Origin of the sequence: Paraburkholderia sp. JHI2823, assembly GCF_038900695.1 — a bacterium.
Classification (GTDB): Bacteria; Pseudomonadota; Gammaproteobacteria; order Burkholderiales; family Burkholderiaceae; genus Paraburkholderia; species Paraburkholderia mimosarum.
This window is the reverse complement of record NZ_JAYMRY010000056.1, coordinates 1-20456: the sequence shown is the minus strand read 5'-3', so window position 1 is coordinate 20456 and position 20456 is coordinate 1. Positions and strand designations below refer to the sequence as shown.

Here is a 20456-nt window from a genome sequence, read left to right as displayed (position 1 = left end):
AATCGGTGAACATCATGAAAAAGCTTCACGTTTTGCTGGCTGTCGTCATTACTTTCATTGTCCTGCCGTCGCTTTCGTTCTCCAAGGATATCTCGACAATTCGGTTCGGCACATCTCCCGACTATCCTCCCTTCGAATCCAAGTCGCCTGACGGTAAGCTCGTCGGTATCGATATTGATCTGGGGAACGCGGTTTGTGCCCAATTGCACGCGAAATGTGAATGGGTCGAAGGAGATTTCGACGGTCTCATTCCCAGCCTGAAAGCGAGGAAAATCGACGTCATTCTCTCGGGGATGATGGCAACAGATCAGCGAAAAAAGGAAATCGACTTTAGCGACAAGCTGTACAGCGCGCATAGCCGGTTGCTGGTGTCCAAGGCGAGTACGTTGCAACCCACGGCTGAGAGCCTGCGGGGCAAGAGCGTCGGTGTCTTGCAGGGCTCCGTAGAGGAGACCATCGCAAAGGCGCAGTGGGCCAATTCTGGGGTGACGGTCGTCCCGTATGCCAACCAGGACCAGGCGCTCGCAGACCTCGTCAATGGCCGTTTGGATGGCGTTCTGGTGGAACAGATCCAGGCCGGCGTGGGCTTTCTCAAGACTGAGCGGGGTCGTGGGTTCAAGTTTGCTGGTGGACCTATCGTGGTGAATGGTGTCGCTGACTATACCGCCATGGGCCTTCGTAAGGATGACCCCAGTCTTAGGCAGTCCATCAATGGCGCGCTGCAAAAGATCAGGTCCGATGGTACGTACACCACCATCACTCATAAGTACGTTGACTTTGACATCTCGAATTAACGATCTGTACTGAGACAGGATTCTGTCTGCTGAATAGAGCTGGAATCACCAGAAGGCATTGAAAATGTATAGCGATAGAGGTGCAACGTGAGCGACAGTATCCAGGCGCTGAATGATCTGAGAATTGACGGCCGCCGACTTTGGCGCAGTCTCATGGACCTTGCGAAGATCGGTGCAACGGAGAAGGGCGGAGTTTGTCGACTCGCGCTGACACAACTGGACAAGGAAGCACGGGATCTAATTGTCCATTGGGCAACCGAACTGGGATGTACCGTGCGCGTCGACAAAATAGGAAATATCGTAGCGCGCCGTCCAGGGACGAACCACGATCTGCCCTCCGTAATGACGGGAAGTCACATCGACACGCAACCGACTGGCGGGAAGTTCGACGGAAATTATGGCGTTCTTGCAGGTCTTGAAGTGCTGCGAACACTTAACGACCACGGACTAAGAACCATTGCGCCAGTGGAAGTCGTCGTATGGACGAATGAAGAGGGATCCCGATTTGTTCCAGTCATGATGGGATCCGGTGTGGCAAGCGGGGCCTTTTCACTCGAGTACGCACTTTCTCGCGAAGACTCGGACCAGATATCGGTCGAGGATGCACTGAAGTCTATTGGCTATCAAGGTTGCGTTGATCCGTCGTACTCCCCAAAAGCATATTTCGAGGCGCATATCGAGCAGGGTCCGGTTCTCGAAACGGCGGCCTGTACGGTCGGTGTCGTCACCGGAGCGCTGGGTCAGCGATGGTACAACGTCAAAGTTCAAGGACAGGAAGCTCACGCCGGTCCGACTCCAATGAATCTGCGTCGGGATGCATTGCTTGTCGCGGCTGACCTCGTCAAAGGGGTCTATCAGATCGCAACCGGGTCTTCCACGAACGCGCGGGGAACCGTCGGCTGTATGTCTGTGTTCCCGAACTCGAGGAACGTCATTCCAGGCCAGGTGGCAATGACTGTTGACCTTCGTGCCGATTCTGCGGAGCTCCTTGACTTGCTGGACACGCAGTTCCGAAAGCTATGCTCGGAATGTGAATTGCCCGTCGAAGTCGAACAGGTCGTTCATTTCGCTCCTCAGCCCTTTGACAGCTTCCTTGTGGATTCGGTCAGGCGGAAAAGCGCAGATCTTGGTTATCCCTCGATGGATCTGCTTAGTGGCGCCGGACACGATGCGGTTTATCTGGCCAGCGTAGCACCTGCCGCGATGATCTTCGTTCCCTGCGAGGGCGGGATCAGTCATAACGAAATCGAGAACGCGTCTCCAAAGGACCTGGAGGCAGGGGCCAACGTCTTGCTCCAGATGATTATCGAAGCAGCGGGAATAGGCGACGCATAGTCGCCGGCGATGCTGGCACACTCCGCTTGCGCCGCTGCAGCAGGAGATGGGCCATAGTGAGAACCTTATGATCTGCGAAATGCAGGGCCGCGTCAGTATCCATCGCTCAACAGGCGGGGATGCTGAGGCGAAGCACTGCCTGCCTGGACGCAGACTTCCTGCAGAGACACAGGATGAGCATTTTATGAACACACTAAGCATACGAGACATCACGAAGAATTTTGGCGAGCATTCCGTACTCAAAGGTGTCTCTATGGAGGCGCGCGCAGGAGACGTGATCAGCCTGATCGGCTCCTCTGGGTCTGGCAAAAGCACTTTCCTCCGTTGCATCAATTTCCTGGAGTGCCCTAGTGGCGGCACGATCAAGCTGCACGACGAGGAGATCCAAACTGTTTGCAACACCCACGGTGATCTCATCGTCAGAGACAAAAGGCAGCTGCAACGATTGAGAGCTCGACTCGGAATGGTCTTTCAGCATTTCAACCTCTGGGCGCATATGACGGTGCTGGAAAACGTGACGGAGGCACCACATCGTGTCGCAAAGGTCAGCCGTTCGGAAGCGCGCGACCGCGCGCTCCGCTATCTCGAGAAAGTCGGCATGCCCCGGACCCATTGCGACGCGTATCCATCGCATTTGTCCGGGGGGCAGCAACAACGGGTTGCAATCGCGCGGGCCCTTGCGATCGAACCAGACGTCCTCCTCTTTGATGAACCGACATCGGCGCTCGATCCCGAACTCGTTGGCGGGGTCCTCAGGGTCATGCAAGGACTAGCGGAAGACGGGAGAACGATGGTCCTGGTGACACACGAAATGGAATTCGCCAGATCGGTGTCAAGCCGTGTCATGTTCCTTGATCAGGGTCGAGTAGAAGAGGAGGGCGCTCCCGAAGAGATCTTCGTTCGCCCCCAGAGTCCGCGACTCCAGCGTTTCCTCTCGGGTAGTCTCAAATGAACCTACGTCGATCACAAGGCGATTCCTTGATCAGAAGGAGCAGGGCATGCTAAGCGGCTACGGCACGGAAATATTTTATGGCGCCCTGGAGACGCTGAGACTGTCACTGTTATCGCTTGTGGTGGCGTTTCTCGTGGGGCTCCTCGGCGCGACGGCCAAGCTGTCCGGAAACCGGCTAAGTTTTTTCCTATCGAGCTGCTACACCACGATTATCCGGGGGGTCCCCGATCTTGTACTGATGTTGCTGACGTTTTACAGCATTCAAATCGCGTTAAACGTGTTGACCGACCGCTTTGGGGCAGCGCAGGTTGACATCAGTCCGTTCTGGGCGGGCTCCGCGACAATTGGTCTGGTATACGGGGCATATTTCGTCGAGACTTTTCGAGGAGCCTATCTGTCAATCAGCCGTGGACAGATTGAGGCAGCGATGGCATATGGGATGACCTATTGGACCGCATTTAAACGGATCATCTTCCCGCAACTTATGTTGCACGCTCTACCTGGAATCAGTAACAACTGGCAGGTTATCGTGAAAGCAACGGCGCTGGTATCGATTATCGGGCTATCAGACCTTGTCAAGGCTGCGCAGAATGCCGGACGCAGTACATTTAACAGTTTCTTCTTCATGCTGGTTGCAGCCGGTATCTATCTGGTTCTGGCTGCGATTTCTACAATCGCGCTTGATCGGCTGCAGCGCCACTACTCCAGACATGCTCGAGGTGTCTCACGATGATTGACTTACTTCGACAGTATTGGCTACCTCTACTTGTCTTCGACGGTGATCACTTCAGCGGACTGGTAGTGACGCTATGGTTGCTTGTTCTCTCAGTAGCGTTTGGTTTCGTACTTGCGGTGCCGCTTTCCATTGCGCGAAATTCGCCTAATCTATATGTTTCAGGGGTGGTCAAGGCATACACATTCGCGATCCGCGGGACGCCACTCTATGTGCAGTTGCTGTTGATCTACACAGGAATATATGGTCTCGAATTTGTGAGGGCGAGCGACATTCTGAGTGCTTTCTTCAGAAGTGGCATGAACTGTACAGTTTTGGCATTTTCATTGAGCACTTCAGCTTACACTACTGAAATATTTGCAGGGGCAATGCGGGCCATTCCTCGTGGGGAGATTGAGGCTGCAAGAGCGTTTGGAATGTCATCAGGTGCGGTCTACCGTGTCGTGATAATCCCGGCTATGCTTCGCCGCGCATTGCCGATGTACAGCAACGAAATCATCCTTATGTTGCATGCCACGACACTTGCTTTCACCGCGACGGTGCCGGAACTCATGAAGGTCGTGCGAGACATGAACGCCGCCACGTACATGACGTTCTCTAGCTTTACGATCGTTGCACTAATATACCTATCGATATCATTCCTGCTGATCGGTGCATTCAAAAAAGCCGAAAAAAGGTGGCTGGCGTTTCTGGCGCCAAGGTCAACCGCGACGGGGCGTGTGGCGAATTGTCTGTCCGCACGCCGCAGTCAGCGCTTTATGGGCCATTTTCTGACGCTGCTTTCGATAAGGTGGCCGCTAAAACATCTCCGCCGCGATTCTGAATAGGGAACATTTGTAGGAAACGCAGGTGTCGTGTGACCGTAAAACCTTGTCGTAAAACTAATCGTTAATCAATGGCCGACGGAGCTTTCTGGCCCGTTTGCTGGCAGTCTGCCATGCGCGTTTGAATCAAAGGAGTTGCCGCAATGTTGAAAACTACCATGGATCTGGTCGGCTACAGCGATCGACTCTCTGCCGTATCGGGCGAACCCATCGACTTCAAGGTATCCAGCCGCCTGAAGTCCCCCTTCACGGCGCGACTTGTTCGAGTGATCCATGCAGACGCCAATCCTGCCGGGCCTGGCTTGCGTATGGTGGACCTCGGTCATATATACTCGACGACCGCGCCGTCAGTCGAGCAGTCGATTCATCGAGGCTCCTGGATTCATGTACCAGGCGTACCGTGGCCTAACCCTGACGATGACTGGTCGATTTCTGTCCGGGTGTTACCGACCTTAGCGAAGAACGGCTCACAGTGCATCATGTCGCAGTGGGACTCGGACAAGGCACAAGGATGGCAGATCGGTATCGATGGTGAGGGGGCCACTGCAACCTGGTCCAACGACAGTGGCTCAACCGTATATTTGCGCGCTAATTGCCGGGTGGGAGCCCGATGGTCTGGCATTTCCCTATATTACGACGCGGCGACGCGGAAGCTGAAGCTGTCTTTTGCGCCGGTTGATTCGCGATACATCGGCGCGGAAGCAGATGCAACCGTGCCTAACGGTGGTTGGAGCGCTCCCGCGCCTGCCGTTGCAATCGCGGCTCTCTCCGCCGATGCGCCAAAGCTCCACTTCAATGGGCGTATCGAAGCACCGCGAATCCACTCCGGTTCGATCGTGATCGGAGCATGGGATTTTTCGCTTGGGATTGATACGGCAGTAGTATTTGACTGCGGTCCGAGTGCCCGTCATGGCCGAATCGTTAATCTTCCTACACGCGCAGTTCGCTCCTCGAATTGGACCGGCCGCGAGTTCTGTTGGCGTGCTGCGCCGGATGAGTATGCAGCGATTCATTTTCATCAGGAAGATGTTGACGACGTCAATTGGGAAACCTCGTTTACCTTCACTGTTCCTGACGACCTTCCTTCCGGTTCTTATGCGATGGCACTCGCAGACGACCGAGGAGTTGATCGTGAGTGGCTACCGTTCTGGGTGAGCGCACGTCCCGGACGGCCGGGCCACGAACTCGCGATCGTCATACCGACGTACACCTATCAGGCTTACGCGAACTTTGCGCGCGGTAACTTTGATGAAGATTTCCGCGCCAAGGTGGATGCGTGGCAAGCATATCCACATAATCCGGACGATCATCCGGAAGTTGGGTTATCAACCTACAACCTGCACGCTGACGGCAGCGGCGTCGCCTTTTCTACCCGTCTGCGGCCCATGCTGACGATGCGTCCTGGTTTCGTGACATTTAATGAACCACGCGGATCAGGCTGTCGCCACTACATTGCAGATCACTATCTGCTCGACTGGCTCGAACACGAAGGTATCGGGTTTGACATCGTGACGGACGACGATCTCGAGCGTCACGGTCAGGCTATGCTCAAACCTTATCGTGCGGTCCTCACAGGCACCCACCCCGAGTACCACACTGAACGCACACTCGACGCCATCGAGGGATATCTGAAGGAGGGAGGCAACCTTGCATACCTTGGGGGGAACGGCTTCTACTGGAAAATTGCCGTGTCCGAACTGTTTCCCGGCGCGCTTGAGCTACGCCGTGGCAACAACGGGATCCGGAACTGGACCAGTTTGCCCGGCGAACTACATAACGCATTCGATGGTCGACTGGGAGGCCTTTGGCGTGACAGCGGCCGACCTCCGCAGCGGCTGGTTGGTATCGGCTTCTCGGCGCAGGGGCCTTTCGAAGGCTCGTACTATCGCGTTCACGATGACGCGCGTGAACAGCCTGGAGGCTGGCTGCTTGATGGAGTCCCTTCGGGAATCATCGGGGATTACGGACTCTCGGGGGGCGGTGCAGCAGGATTTGAACTCGACTCGACTTCAACCATTGCTGGTTCGCCCGAGCAATACACGCTCCTCGCGACATCCGAAGGGCATTCATCGGCATTTGGTGCCGCGCTCGACGCACTCACTGCGCATGACGAGTCGCTCGATCACGGCCCACTTGCGTCGTTGATCAAGGCCGAGATGATCTGGTACGAGACAGGTTGGGGAGGATCCGTCTTTTCGGTGGGGTCGATAACCTGGTGCGGCAGCCTTTCACACAACAGGTACTGCAACGACGTTGCAAAAATTATGAAGAACTACGCGACGCGCATGACGCGGCGCGACGCCTAGTCCCGGAAGTTTCAGCGGGCGACCGCATCCATCCGGGGATGGCCGCACGACGTTCTTCCACCACAGCGGCTTCCAGCTCGAATGCCGGTAGCTGCTGCTGACGCCTGGTTTCAGTTCGTGGTATCGCCCACAATGGATCCACTGCGTAGCTGCGGAACAAGTCGCTCGACTAATCGTCTTTTCGCTATTAGAGGCAAGCATGTCAGACAAGCCAATGCATACGGGACCTACCATCATCACCGCTGCAGTCACGGGATCTATCCATACACCGTCACTGTCACCATATCTGCCCTATAAGGTCGAGGACATTGCTGCGCATGCTATTCAGGCTTCGGAAGCTGGTGCGGCCATCATCCATCTTCATGTCAGGGATCCCTTGAACGGTCAGCCGTCATCGAGCCCCGATCTTTTCCGTAGTGTCGTAGAGCAAATAGCGTCAGCCACGGACGCGGTCATCAACGTGACGACCGGTGGCAGTTCGTCCATGTCGATCGATGAACGCCTCGCAGCACCGCTGCAGCTTAATCCGGAGATGTGCTCGTTGAACATGGGGTCAATGAATTTTGGCATGTTCCCGCTGGCCGAGCGTCGCAACGAGTGGCAATTCGATTGGGAAAAGCCGTTTCTTGAAGCGTCGCGACAGACAATATTCAAGAACACGTTCGCAGATATTGAGGAGATCCTGTCCGTCATTGGCACTCAGCGAGGCGCTCGTTTTGAGCTTGAATGTTATGACGTCGGGCATATTCAAACCGTCGCGCATTACCGGTCCCGCGGGCTGCTAACCGGTCCGATCTTCCTGCAGTTTGTGCTTGGCATTCTCGGCGGAATTGATGCTGCACCGGAACAACTGCTCCATATGAAGCACACCGCGGATCGACTTCTTGGGCGAGACTACGAATTCTCGGTACTCGCCGGCGGTCGGCATCAGATACCGCTTGGAGCGATGGGCGTGCTGCTTGGGGGCAATGTTCGTGTAGGGTTAGAGGATAGCCTGACAATAGGCCGCGGCAAACTTGCGCAAAGTAGTGCTGAGCAGGTGTCCAAGATTCGACGCATCATTGAAGAGCTTGGTAAAGAAGTAGCGACTCCGGACCAGGTTCGAGCGCGACTGGAGCTCAAGGGCAGAGGTCAGGTAAGTTTTTGAGCGTTTACGACCGCAAGGTGCGCAACGACATGGCCCCGGCCGGGCTGGCCGAGGCCATGCGGGAATCCTCCGCAAACTGGACCGGAGCCGCTACAAGTCAACAAGCTCAGTCATGATAGCGCTAGCCAATCGACAAAGCACCGCAAGGTCCAATAGCGCCTGTGCAACAGGGTTGGCTGCTTCTCAACGGGTTGCCTTGGCTTTCTGCCGCTTGACGGCCGGTTTATCATGTGCCCCGCCGTTACGCTTTCCACGCCTGCTTTCGATGGATTCTGCCATTCCATGAAGATGGCGATGCATCAACGAGTGCACATGCTCAACGTCCCCACGGCGGAACATCTCAATCAATTCCTCGTGTTCGCTGATCACCTTCAGCGACGAGTCCTCGTCGTCGAACGTGAGCAGATCTTCAATCATCTCCCTCTCCGCTCTGCAAAGGAACAGGCCGACGAACCGAAGCAACGGATTGGGACAATGTCTGGCTATGATTTCGTGGAAATCTATTTCGGCGTTCTTATGTGCGCGTCGGTCGAGTTGACCGCTGAGTCCCGCGCGGCAGAGTTCGACCGTATGCTCGAGCGACTGCAGGACGTCCGGCGTCACACATTCACACGATGAACGCGCAATTTCAGGTTCGATACTTTCCCGGGCATCGTAAATGTGTTGCCATGTGAGATTGCGGAAATAGAGATATGTTTGCAGGCCCTGTAACACGGTGTCCGTGGGTATATCCGCAAGACTGACGCCGCCGTTTTTCCCGGGCGTAACTTCGACGAGGCCGTGGCTTTCCAGAATCGCGAGCGCTTCCCGTACCGTAGCTCTTGCCGAGCCGTAAGTCGCCATCAGGTCTTTCTCGCTCGGCAGCCGATCGCCTGGACTCAGATTATCGCGGATAATCATTGCCCTGATGTCCTCTGCGATGTAACGCGCCTGTCGCATCGCAGTCCGCCCCGAACTTGCAGTAATACTTTTGGGCAGGACGACGCGGGACTGCTCCGTCGTTGCCGAGCGTGAGGCCGACTCAGCCAGGCTTGCCGAGGAGCGTGTTGTAGTTCGTCTAATCATCTTTGACATGTGGTGATTCTCGGATCCGAATGATCTGGCCGCAGCTTGTGCCGCCTTGACACAGGAACAACGTATCCGAACCGGCCGTTAGTGGCGCGCGCGATAGTCGCCGCGACGCCAGCGCGAGAAGGAAACGCTCGAATGACACCAATTGTAATCTATGCAATGAAACGAACGTGCAGCTCAACAGACGCTTGCTGTCGCGATGGAGAATCGCCGGCGGACGGGTAGGGAGTTTCCCCGTCCTCCCGAAGCGGGTAGTGCGACCAGCCTGATCAGTTTGCCGTCGGTGAGAGCCTCGCTTCGTTCACGACAAACGTGCCGGCCGCGCTTGCAAGCAGCCGTCCGGACTCGTCGGCCACCTCGGCGGCAGCGAAAGCGAGGCGGCGCCCCAACTGGGTCACCGACCCGCTGGCCAATACGGTCGAGCCGTTAGCCTCATGAGCGCCCAGGAAGCGAACCGACATCTCGGCGGTCGCAGATACCTGCGTGGCGCCAAGAGCCGAGTCCACCGCCAGCGCCATGGCGCAATCGAGTATCGTTGCGAGCGCGCCGCCATGCAGCTTTCCGCCGGGATTACCTGCAAACGACGATGCCGGCATCGATAGCTGAACGGATCCGGAGCGCGCTTGAACGACCGAGATCTTCAGCGTCTCGTAGATCGGAGACACCCATCCGCGACGGGTCTGCAGGCGCTGTAACCACTCGACCGTACCTTCGTTGAATTGCCGGGTGACCATATCACGTGTCATACCATCTCCAGTTGAGCGCAGGGGGCCGATGGACCCGAAAAAATTTTGATTCTGGCAAATCAGAGAAATCATTATAATGGTTTCCGTCAAGGGTGTCGAAGGGCGCATCGGTGTCAGGCATCGGATGCGGGTCCGCAGTACGGGCAGAGTGTTCGGAAACAAGAGGATGCTTGACCCCGATACGTTGAAGTGCGTGACGTTCAGCGAACCGGGGCTCGCGATGACGTTGTGAAATGCGGTAAACGCGCGGGGCGTCGCTCGTTACAGAGCTATCGCGTAGTGAGCGTGGAAGGACCTTTTGAAGTCGCGGACACGTTCACGCGCTCCAGCCAGTTCGCGTCGACTATTGCACTCGAGGCCGGAAAGACAAGTCGACAGGCAATCGGGCCTTCCCAGTCGATTTAGAGGAACCAATGTCAAGAATTGAATCTCTCCTGCAGGAACGCCGCATATTTCCGGCTGCCACGGATGTCACATCGCAGGCTACTGTGTCCGGCATGGACGCCTACAAGGCACTGTGCGCCGAAGCCGAACGCGATTACGAAGGCTTCTGGGCGCACCTCGCGCGCGAAACCCTGAGCTGGCAAAAGCCGTTCACGAAGGTGCTCGACGAATCGAAGGCGCCGTTCTACACGTGGTTCGAAGACGGCGAACTCAATGCCTCGTACAACAGCCTCGACCGCCACGTCGAAGCGGGCAATGGCGAGCGCGTCGCGATCGTTTTCGAAGCCGACGACGGCACCGTCACGAACGTCACCTACAAGGACCTGCTCGCGCGCGTGTCGCGCTTCGCCAATGCGCTGCAGAAACGCGGCGTGAAGAAGGGCGACCGCGTGGTCATCTACATGCCGATGTCGGTGGAAGGCGTGGTTGCCATGCAGGCTTGCGCGCGCATCGGCGCGACGCACTCGGTGGTGTTCGGCGGCTTCTCGTCGAAGTCGCTCAACGAACGCGTGGTCGATGTGGGCGCGGTCGCGCTCATCACCGCCGACGAACAGATGCGCGGCGGCAAGGCGCTGCCGCTCAAGAACATCGCCGACGAAGCGCTCGCCATGGGCGGCTGCGAAGCGGTGCACAGCGTGATCGTCTACAAGCGCACGGGCGGCAAGGTCGCCTGGCACGAAGGCCGCGACCAGTGGATGCACGAACTTTCGGCGGCCGAGAGCGATACGTGCGCGCCGGTGCCGGTAGGCGCGGAACATCCGCTCTTCATCCTCTACACGTCGGGCTCGACGGGCAAGCCGAAGGGCGTGCAGCACAGCACGGGCGGCTACCTGTTGTGGGCCGCGCAAACGATGAAGTGGACCTTCGATCACAAGCCCTCGGACGTGTTCTGGTGCACGGCCGACATCGGCTGGATCACGGGCCACAGCTATATCGCCTATGGCCCGCTCACGATCGGCGCAACCCAGGTCGTGTTCGAAGGCGTGCCCACGTACCCGAATGCGGGCCGCTTCTGGGACATGATCGCCAAGCACAAGGTCACGATGTTCTACACCGCGCCCACGGCGATCCGCTCGCTCATCAAGGCATCCGAAGCCGACGCGAAGGTGCACCCGAAGAGCTACGACCTTTCTTCGCTGCGCATTCTCGGCACGGTCGGCGAGCCGATCAATCCCGAAGCGTGGATGTGGTACTACGAAAACGTGGGCGGCAAGCGCTGCCCGATCGTCGACACGTGGTGGCAAACCGAAACCGGCGGCCACATGATCACGCCGCTGCCGGGCGCGACGCCGCTCGTGCCGGGTTCGTGCACGCTGCCGCTGCCGGGCATCATGGCGGCGATCGTCGACGAAACCGGCCAGGACGTGCCGAACGGGCAGGGCGGCATTCTCGTCGTGAAGCGTCCGTGGCCCGCGATGATCCGCAACGTCTGGGGACAACCCGAGCGCTACAAGTCGGGCTATTTCCCCGAGGAACTCGGCGGCAAGCTGTATCTGGCAGGCGACGGCAGCGTGCGCGACAAGGACACGGGCTACTTCACGATCATGGGCCGGATCGACGACGTGTTGAACGTCTCGGGCCACCGCCTCGGCACGATGGAGATCGAGTCGGCGCTGGTGGCGAACCCGCTCGTGGCCGAAGCCGCCGTGGTGGGCCGCCCCGACGACACCACCGGCGAAGCCGTGGTGGCGTTCGTGGTACTCAAGGCCACGCGTCCGCAGGGCGATGAGGCCGTGAAGCTCGCCAACGATTTGCGCGCCTGGGTGGGCAAGGAGATCGGGCCGATCGCCAAGCCCAGGGACATCCGCTTCGGCGAGAATCTGCCGAAGACGCGCTCGGGCAAGATCATGCGCCGTCTGCTGCGCTCGCTCGCGAAGGGCGAGGCGATCACTCAGGATGTGTCGACGCTTGAGAACCCCGCGATTCTTCATCAGCTTAGCGAGACGCGATAGCTCAACCTGGATTGCATCCGGAAGCCGAAAAACAGAAGAAAACCCAGCCCGCCACGGAGACCCGCAATGGCAATCGACGCAATTCTCGCTAATATGGATGACGTCTGGTCGGCAATGGACGGTCGCCCGGATACCGGATCGGGTCGCGAACAGCGCACGGTGCTTAAACAGTTGCTTCAGCGCATCAGGGATGACGGATATCCGCTGCTATTGATGAGCAATCTAAGCGCCGAGTATTTAAATAGTGCCATTGGCTCCGCGCTTGGACAGGACGGCGTGACGTACTTTTCAGCGATTCTTTCGTCGCAGGAATCCGCTGATCGTTATGCCATTGCACTGCGCACGCTCGAGACTGCTCCCCATCGCGTCATCGCCCTGGGCAGCAGTGGCAAGGAATTGCAGGAAGCGCGGACGTTTGGCATCGCCCGTTGCATTCACCTCGATGACGCACTGAGCCGAGCCCTTATTGAGCAGGGGTGGCCAGTATTCGCATTAGATGGCACCGGAACCGAGAGGCCCCGTGCAGCGTAGAGACCCGGCAAAAGGTATCAAGCTAACGGTGTTCGATCCGCGGTGTGATGCCTTGCAGGGAAGGAAGTTCAGCGTAGAAAGTTCTTCATGAATGTCCACAGTTCCGGGACGTCCGAAGTTGCAGCGTTAAAGCGGAACCACGCAGACGCCGGTTCTCCCGGCCGGAAATACGACCCAGGTGCAAGCCAGATTCCCTTGGCAAGCGCTTCATTCGTTACCGCCATGCTGTCTTCTGGACGAATCGGCAACCGTGCCCATAGGAACAGACCAGCCTTTGGCAAGTGGAAAATCTCCAGACCAGAATGGGTCATTGACTCCGCTACGCGCGTGTGTGCATTAAAGAGCCGTTCGCGGATATGCGCGATATGGCGGTCATAATGCCCATCTATTAGCACATTTGCTACCGCGCGTTCTGTGACTTCCGATGAGGTAAGTCCAACTGCCATCTTGGTTAATGCGAATCGTGAAATGAGGTTTCGGCATGCCGCAATATAACCAACGCGCACTGCAGGCGTGATTGTTTTGGAGAAGCCTGAGAGATAGATGACATTCTTCAACCCTTCCATTGCAGCGAGGCACGGCGCCCCAGGAGGTGCCAACTCCCTGGAGATATCATCTTCCACAACCCAAAGCCCTTCTCGATCTGCAATTTGAAGCAGTCGAAATGCAGAAGAAACAGAAAGCGACGCACCTGAGGGGTTCTGCAGCACGGTGTTGATAAACATGCCCTTAGGACGGTGAGCACGGACGATCTCTTCTAGTTGCGCGATGTCGATTCCATCAGGTGTGCGCCGGACGCTCACGACATTGATGAACGTTACCTTAAGAATCTGGAGGAGATTGCAGTAGCACGGGTCCTCTACAATCACGGTGTCGCCCGGTTGCAACAGAGTTCGGACGACGAGGTCTAGTGCCTGTGTGACGCCTTGCGTGAGCAGAACATCTGAGCTGCCAACAGACAGGGAGTATCGGCGCAGGCCGCTCGCGATGTACTCGCGCAGCGCCGCTAGGCCGTAAGGATGGCCATACCCCCCGATCCGTGGGCCCGGAACGCGACTTACGACGCGCAATGCGTGCTGAATGCCGCTCTCGTTTACCCAGTCATTCGGAATCCAGCCACACCCTGCCTTGATTGGAACGGAATGGTCTGCAAAGACGTCTGATAGCAGCCACGATGCGTTCAAACTCGGCACACTCCACGCAGGTGCATCCGGCGTGTGGGCCTCGGGCGTTGCCACGCGATATCCGGCGCCAGGTCGGGCAACAACCAAGCCAAGCGAAACGAGTCGTTGATACGCTTCCGAAACAGTGAACGTACTAAGGGCGTGCGTCTTCGCGAAATCGCGTATCGAGGGCAGCTTTGTGCCAGCCGGATAGGTGCCGTGGCCTAGTTCCTGTTCGATTGACGTGACAATCTGGTCAACCAATGTGCCTTCTCTTTTTCGCACCCGCGAGAGGTTCAGCTTGAACATTTCAATACGGTCTGAGGGAAAAAATCAACACGGTTTGGTCGTTTGCTTTGTGCTGTCCAGTGATTGTATCGCGCGACGTGGGTAGAGTAGATTCCATCTTCACGGAGACACACATGAGTACTTCGAACAATACACCTGACCTTTCGAACTTCTGGATGCCGTTCACGGCGAACCGTCAATTCAAGGCCGCGCCGCGTCTTTTCAAGTCGGCCAAGGGCATGTACTACACGACGGTCGATGACCGCCCCGTATTGGACGCAACGGCAGGTCTGTGGTGCGTGAATGCCGGACACGGTCGCTCGGAAATTACGGAGGCGGTCGCCCAGCAACTCGCGACGATGGATTACGCGCCGACGTTCCAAATGGGTCATCCGCTCGCATTCGAGGCAGCGACGAAAGTAGCGGAGTTCATGCCCGCAGGTCTCGATCGCATCTTCTTCACGAATTCGGGTTCGGAATCGGTCGATACGGCCCTGAAGATTGCATTGGCCTATCATCGGGCACGCGGCGAAGGCCAGCGTACGCGATTCATCGGCCGCGAGCGCGGCTATCACGGTGTCGGCTTTGGTGGCATCTCTGTTGGCGGTATTCTTGCGAACCGGAAGACGTTCTCGGGCAACCTGATGCCGCACGTTGACCATCTGCCACATACGCTGAACATCTCGGAAGCTGCGTTCACACGCGGCCAGCCAACGTGGGGCACCCACCTCGCGGACGAACTCGAACGCCTCGTGGCATTGCACGACGCATCGACCATTGCGGCAGTTATCGTCGAGCCGCTCGCAGGTTCGACGGGCGTGCTTGTGCCACCGAAGGGATACCTTGAGCGGCTGCGTGAAGTGTGCACGAAGCACGGCATTCTGCTGATTTTCGACGAGGTCATCACCGGCTTCGGCCGACTCGGCGCGCCGACGGCGAGCGAGTACTTTGGTGTAACGCCGGACATCCTCACGATGGCTAAGGCTATCAACAATGCGGCGGTTCCAATGGGCGCGGTGGCGGCCAGTCGCCTGGTGCATGACGCGGTTGTCAACGCCGGGGCCGAAAACGTCATTGAGTTTTTCCATGGCTACACCTATACGGCGCACCCGGCAGCTGCCGCGGCAGCAATTGCGACCTTTGACATTTATAAGCGCGACCGCCTCTTCGACCGGGCGCGCGAGCTCTCCGGCGTCTTCGAGGATGCTGCACACGAGCTGCGTGCTTCCCCACACGTGAAGGACATCCGCAATCTTGGCCTCGTTGCTGGTATTGAGCTCGAATCGCGGCCCGGCGCAGTGGGCGCCCGCGCATACGAAGTCTTCCTGAAATGTTTCGAGGCCGGCGTGCTCGTGCGCTATACAGGCGACATCCTTGCATTCTCGCCGCCGCTGATTATCGACGAAGAGAAGATTATCCAGGTTTTCTCGACGGTTCGTGACGCTCTGCGCAGCGTTGCCTGAAATCTCACTTCTGGCAGAAATTGGCCAGACAGCCTTGGAGTATGGAAATGCATGTTGTCAACGAGAGCGCAAGACTCGCTGTGAAGCAGGTCAGCCACTTCATCAACGGTCGGATAGTCGAGCCGTCGAGCGGGCAGTTTAAGGACGTGTTTAACCCCGCGACCGGTGAGGTGACGGGTTCAGTCGCGCTTGCTTCGGTAGCGGAAGTTGACCAGGCAGTGCAGGCGGCTAGGGCGGCGTTCCCGGCCTGGAACGAAATGGCTCCGCTAAAACGCGCGCGTGTCCTGTTCAAGTTCAAGGAGTTGCTGGACAAGCACCACAACGAACTCGCGATGCTCATCACGCGCGAACACGGCAAGGTGTTCACTGACGCCCAAGGCGAGGTGGTGCGCGGCATCGAAGTTGTGGAATTTGCCTGTGGTATTCCCAACCTGCTCAAGACCGATTTCACCGACCAGATTGGTACTGGCATCGACAACTGGAACCTGCGTCAGCCACTGGGTGTGGTAGCCGGCATCACACCGTTCAATTTCCCTGTAATGGTGCCGATGTGGATGTTCCCCGTCGCATTGGCCTGCGGAAACACGTTTGTGCTCAAGCCGTCCGAACGCGATCCGTCGGCGTCGTTGCTTCTCGCCGAATTGCTAAGGGAAGCTGGTCTGCCCGACGGCGTATTCAACGTTGTCAACGGAGACAAGCTGGCAGTTGACGCACTCATCGAACATCCCGATGTCGCTGCGCTGTCGTTCGTCGGTTCGACGCCGATTGCGGAATATATCCATACCGAAGCTTCACGCCGCGGCAAGCGCGTCCAAGCACTCGGCGGTGCCAAGAATCACCTCATCGTAATGCCCGACGCCGACCTCAACCAGGCTGTCGACGCTCTGATTGGCGCTGCGTACGGTTCAGCGGGTGAGCGCTGCATGGCTATTTCGGTTGCAGTCGCTGTCGGCAACACCGGGGACGCGCTCATCGAGAAGCTGATTCCGCGCGTTAAGTCGCTTGTCATCAAGAATGGCGAGAACCTCGACGCTGAGATGGGGCCGCTCGTGACCGCTGAGCACAAGACGAAGGTGGCAGGCTACATCGCTTCAGGCGAGGCCGAGGGAGCGAAGCTCGTCGTCGATGGCCGCGAGCACCCGGTGTCTGCGGAGCCGGGCTACTTCATCGGTGGCACGCTGTTCGATGGCGTAAGCACGGACATGAAAATCTACAAGGAAGAGATTTTTGGGCCGGTTCTTGCGGTGATTCGCGTGCCGGACTTCGCGAGTGCAGTGAAGCTTATCAACGCGCACGAGTTCGGCAACGGCGTCTCGCTGTACACAACGGACGGTGGTGTTGCCCGGGCGTTCGCGCGGCAAATCCAGGTGGGCATGGTTGGTGTGAACGTGCCAATTCCAGTGCCGATGGCATGGCATTCGTTTGGCGGATGGAAGCGTTCGCTCTTCGGCGACCACCATGCATACGGCGAGGAGGGCGTGCGCTTCTATACGCGCTACAAAAGCGTGATGCAACGTTGGCCGGACAGCATTGCGAAGGGCGCAGAGTTCACGATGCCTGTCGCGAAGTAATGCTCCAGCCGCTGTGCCGGTTGCTGGGCCGGGGCAACTGGCGGTGGTCTACAGCGGGCAGTCTCCGGCCGCGAGAGAGCTTCGCGCCGTCGAACCAAACGTCACGCGTTCTTAACGTCGTGAAAGAGGGGCGATGGCGCATTTTTTGGGCGGGCCGACAGGCTCGATGCTGATTACCTGAACCAACAGACTCCTTCCGATTGAACAGATATCAAGAAGACGCGTGATTCAACAAGGCACTCGCTGCTGTGATTGAAAGGCGTCGGTGGACGCAAAGAGAATATCCCGCCCCGCCCGCGCCGAGTGGTGCGACGACAGCCATCTCGATTTGCCGTCGTGAGAGCCTTGACGCGCTCACGACGAACGTGGTGCCCCGCGCATGCGGCAGCCTTCCAGACTCATCGGCTACCTCAGCAGTAGAGCGAGGCGACGCCCCAACTCGATCACCGAGCCGCTGACCAAAACGCTCGATCCGCTAAACCGATCGACGGTTCCTTCGTCAGATTGCCCGTGACATATCACATGTCATACCACCCTCCCGTCTAAAGGGCCGGGCCATCCAAGCACTCCAAAATTTAATTTTGACAAACAGAGGAATCATTATAATGATTGGCGGAACGGTCGATCACGTGGCGATTCCTGAAGGAGCAAGCATGCCAACCGGTCAAGGCGCACGGAAGTATCCTCGAGTTTCTGGCAACTTCGAGGTTGTCGTGGCGGGCCCACGCGGCGGAGTTTGTCATCGTCCTCCTCGGGTCGACGGCGCAATTGTCTTGCAACGAATCGGCATCTCGAGATCAATCTGATCCACCGGATCATCCTGGGTGCCAGATCTCTCGATGATACTGCGGCTGTTTTGCAGGATCCCATGGCGGGTGCCACTGGGTTATGAGGTACGCGCTCTGAGCGTTCTAAGTATTGATTGCATAGGGCGATAGATCGATTACAAACGAGGATATGCCAGAAAGGATATATTTATGTGTACGTAATATGTAACGAAAAGAATAGTAAATTCGAAAAAAATCGCTACCAGATGGTCACAGGTTTGGAGGATACGATGAAAGCACGCAACGTACTCGCAGCATCCGTCTTGTCGGCATGTGTCGTTCCCGCAATGGCACAAAGCTCTGTCACGTTGTACGGCGTGATCGACGAAGGCTTCGACTTCACCAATAACGTGGGCGGCAGCAGGGTCTACGAGCTCCAAAGCGGCTATGTTCAAGGTAGCCGGTGGGGCCTGAAGGGCGCAGAGGATCTCGGCGGCGGTCTGAAGGCCGTGTTCCGGCTCGAAAGCGGCTACGATGTCAACAACGGAAAACTCGCGCAGGGCGGCTTGATGTTCGGGCGGCAGGCATACGTTGGCATCGCCAGTGATACATATGGCTCGGTCACACTTGGTCGTCAGTACGATTCGCTGGTCGATTTTCTCGCGCAAACCACCGCGAACGGCAACTGGGCGGGCTACCTCTTTTCCCACCCGTATGACAACGACAACACGGATAACACGTTTCGCGTAAACAATACCGTGAAGTACACCAGTCCGACGCTCGCCGGCTTCCAGTTCGGCGGTACGTACAGCTTCAGCAACGACACAAATTTTGCCAATAATCGCCAATACAGCTTTGGCGCGCAATACACGAATGGCGATCTTTTGATTGCGGCGTCGTATCTGCAGGCCAACAACCCTTCTTCAACCGCCACCGGCGCGATCAACAATGGCGGCGACGAAAACTTCGTGGGCGAACGCCTGCGCATCTTCGGTGCAGGGATCAACTACACGATCGGGTCGGCGACATTGGGCTTCGCCTATACGAACACTGACATCGCGCAACCGCTCAGCACCAGCTATGTGGGCGCGATCACGCCGCCTGCTGGCTCGACCCTGTCGTCGCTGCGCTTTCAGAACTTCGAAGTGAACGGGAAGTATCAGTTCACGCCGGCTTTCTTTGTCGGCGCGATGTACACCTATACGCGGGCTGATTTCAATGCGACCACAGGAAAACTGCATCCCAACTACCAGTCGATTGGGTTGATGGCTGACTACAACCTATCGAAGCGTACGGATCTGTACCTGCAGGGTGCATACCAGCACGCTGGAGGCGACAAGACCCAAACGGTGCTCGACGTCGCGTATGTGCCCGGTGCGGCAGGCGTTTCTTCGAACTCGAATCAGTTCGTGATTCGGGCAGCGTTACGGCACAAGTTTTGACGAGGCTTATAACGATTTAAGGCGCGGTTGCGGCTCGACGCGTCTTCGGGGCGGTGCGGCCGGGTCAAATCGTGCCGCTACCGGACGCTGGTGTGATGACGCCTGCTGTTGCCGAGACGCGAACGTGCCCGTCAGGCCGCATGCGGCGTCACACCAGACAGAACATGGGCAAAGCGTCGCGCTTAACATCCAGGAGACTCCCTATGCTTCAGTGTCCAGTTATCGATGAGCAATGGATTGTCGTGGCTCATCTGATTCCGCCGCATGGGCGTCAAGGCTGGGGGCGACCGGCACGGGATCGCCGCATGATTCTCGATGCAATTCTTTGGGTGACTATCAACGGCGAACGATGGCATCGTCTGCCCAGAAGTTTTGGGCCGCCACAGACGGCTTACATGAAGTGGCTGCAATGGCGGCGTAGCGGAGTGATGGACAAAATCCTTGCGCTTCTCTCGGCCGGGGGAGATGGTCTGGGCTGACCGTGCATGTGTGGATGCGCATCGAAGTGTTTATGGCACGCCCTGCCGCGAATCCGCGCTGAAAATCGGGCATCGAAGGGGCCGGTCGCCTTTGGCAGGTCGATCAATCGTCGACCGGACTGCGAGAGAGCGCGAGCGTTGCGCATTGTTGTTGTCGGTTGCGTGCCCTCATCGACCGCGATACTGGTACCCCCAGACGCTGCGGTTCATAGCAAGCGCGGACCCTTCTTCTCTGGCGACCGACTGTTTAAGAGACGAGCCTGTCGGCGACATTTCTGCTTCACGTAGAAGTTTGGCGCCCGATATGACATGAAAATTCTTCTAGGGCGTGTTCACACTAATTGTGTTTGATCGTATACTTCGGTGATGGAAATCACCGAAGCCCAATATCAACGGATCGAGCATTGCCTGCCACGACAGCGGGGCAATGTCAGCTTGACGAACCTGC

General features: G+C 57.4%; 15 protein-coding genes and 1 pseudogene. 13 read left to right on the top strand and 3 right to left on the bottom strand.

What is annotated here, in order from left to right; genetic code table 11:
* Positions 1 to 14 precede the first annotated feature (14 nt).
* From VSR34_RS34350 to VSR34_RS34320, 7 genes and pseudogenes are all read left to right on the top strand, one after another.
* Positions 15 to 794: a transporter substrate-binding domain-containing protein gene (locus VSR34_RS34350; protein ID WP_342964762.1), complete on the top strand. Its 780-nt coding sequence runs from the start codon at positions 15 to 17 to the stop codon at positions 792 to 794.
* 87 nt (positions 795 to 881) lie between these two features.
* The gene (locus VSR34_RS34345) at positions 882 to 2129 is read left to right on the top strand and encodes a Zn-dependent hydrolase (RefSeq protein WP_342964761.1); all 1248 of its coding nucleotides are present in this window, start codon (positions 882 to 884) and stop codon (positions 2127 to 2129) included.
* A gap of 184 nt (positions 2130 to 2313) precedes the next feature.
* Entirely contained in the window at positions 2314 to 3081 is a 768-nt protein-coding gene (locus VSR34_RS34340; RefSeq protein ID WP_342964760.1) for an ATP-binding cassette domain-containing protein, read from the top strand.
* A gap of 46 nt (positions 3082 to 3127) precedes the next feature.
* Positions 3128 to 3814: an ABC transporter permease subunit gene (locus VSR34_RS34335; protein ID WP_342964759.1), complete on the top strand. Its 687-nt coding sequence runs from the start codon at positions 3128 to 3130 to the stop codon at positions 3812 to 3814.
* Positions 3811 to 4515, top strand: a pseudogene (gene hisM, locus VSR34_RS34330) (histidine ABC transporter permease HisM); the annotation flags it as partial. The gene VSR34_RS34335 and the pseudogene hisM, both read left to right, overlap by 4 nt.
* A 266-nt stretch (positions 4516 to 4781) precedes the next feature.
* Positions 4782 to 6944: a N,N-dimethylformamidase beta subunit family domain-containing protein gene (locus tag VSR34_RS34325; RefSeq protein WP_342964758.1), complete on the top strand. Its 2163-nt coding sequence runs from the start codon at positions 4782 to 4784 to the stop codon at positions 6942 to 6944.
* A gap of 199 nt (positions 6945 to 7143) precedes the next feature.
* The gene (locus VSR34_RS34320; protein ID WP_342964757.1) at positions 7144 to 8091 is read left to right on the top strand and encodes a 3-keto-5-aminohexanoate cleavage protein; all 948 of its coding nucleotides are present in this window, start codon (positions 7144 to 7146) and stop codon (positions 8089 to 8091) included.
* A 183-nt stretch (positions 8092 to 8274) separates the two neighbouring features.
* Here VSR34_RS34320 and VSR34_RS34315 read toward each other — a convergent pair whose 3' ends face one another.
* Together VSR34_RS34315 and VSR34_RS34310 are read right to left on the bottom strand one after the other, a co-directional pair.
* On the bottom strand, positions 8275 to 9165 hold the full coding sequence (locus VSR34_RS34315; RefSeq protein WP_342964756.1) for an FCD domain-containing protein: 891 nt from the start codon (positions 9163 to 9165) through the stop codon (positions 8275 to 8277).
* 266 nt (positions 9166 to 9431) lie between these two features.
* Positions 9432 to 9980, bottom strand: coding sequence for a PaaI family thioesterase (locus VSR34_RS34310; protein WP_342964755.1), 549 nt, complete (start codon positions 9978 to 9980; stop codon positions 9432 to 9434).
* 341 nt (positions 9981 to 10321) lie between these two features.
* Between VSR34_RS34310 and acs the strand changes: the two genes are divergently transcribed.
* Entirely contained in the window at positions 10322 to 12304 is a 1983-nt protein-coding gene (gene acs / locus VSR34_RS34305) for an acetate--CoA ligase (protein WP_342964754.1), read from the top strand.
* Positions 12305 to 12370: 66 nt separating this feature from the next.
* Positions 12371 to 12835 carry a hypothetical protein gene (locus VSR34_RS34300; protein ID WP_342964753.1) on the top strand — a complete coding sequence of 155 codons (465 nt, stop codon included), beginning with the start codon at positions 12371 to 12373 and terminating at the stop codon, positions 12833 to 12835.
* A gap of 68 nt (positions 12836 to 12903) precedes the next feature.
* On the opposite strand, the gene VSR34_RS34295 is transcribed toward VSR34_RS34300, so the two are convergent.
* Positions 12904 to 14307 carry a PLP-dependent aminotransferase family protein gene (locus VSR34_RS34295; RefSeq protein WP_342964752.1) on the bottom strand — a complete coding sequence of 468 codons (1404 nt, stop codon included), beginning with the start codon at positions 14305 to 14307 and terminating at the stop codon, positions 12904 to 12906.
* Between the two features lie 113 nt (positions 14308 to 14420).
* Here VSR34_RS34295 and VSR34_RS34290 point away from each other — a divergent pair, with 113 nt between their 5' ends.
* From VSR34_RS34290 to VSR34_RS34275, 4 genes are all read left to right on the top strand, one after another.
* Entirely contained in the window at positions 14421 to 15749 is a 1329-nt protein-coding gene (locus VSR34_RS34290) for an aspartate aminotransferase family protein (RefSeq protein ID WP_342964751.1), read from the top strand.
* 47 nt (positions 15750 to 15796) lie between these two features.
* Positions 15797 to 17320: a CoA-acylating methylmalonate-semialdehyde dehydrogenase gene (locus VSR34_RS34285; RefSeq protein ID WP_342964750.1), complete on the top strand. Its 1524-nt coding sequence runs from the start codon at positions 15797 to 15799 to the stop codon at positions 17318 to 17320.
* Between the two features lie 1057 nt (positions 17321 to 18377).
* Positions 18378 to 19529 carry a porin gene (locus VSR34_RS34280; RefSeq protein WP_342964749.1) on the top strand — a complete coding sequence of 384 codons (1152 nt, stop codon included), beginning with the start codon at positions 18378 to 18380 and terminating at the stop codon, positions 19527 to 19529.
* Positions 19530 to 19624: 95 nt separating this feature from the next.
* Entirely contained in the window at positions 19625 to 20008 is a 384-nt protein-coding gene (locus tag VSR34_RS34275) for a transposase (protein WP_342964771.1), read from the top strand.
* Positions 20009 to 20456: the final 448 nt, after the last annotated feature.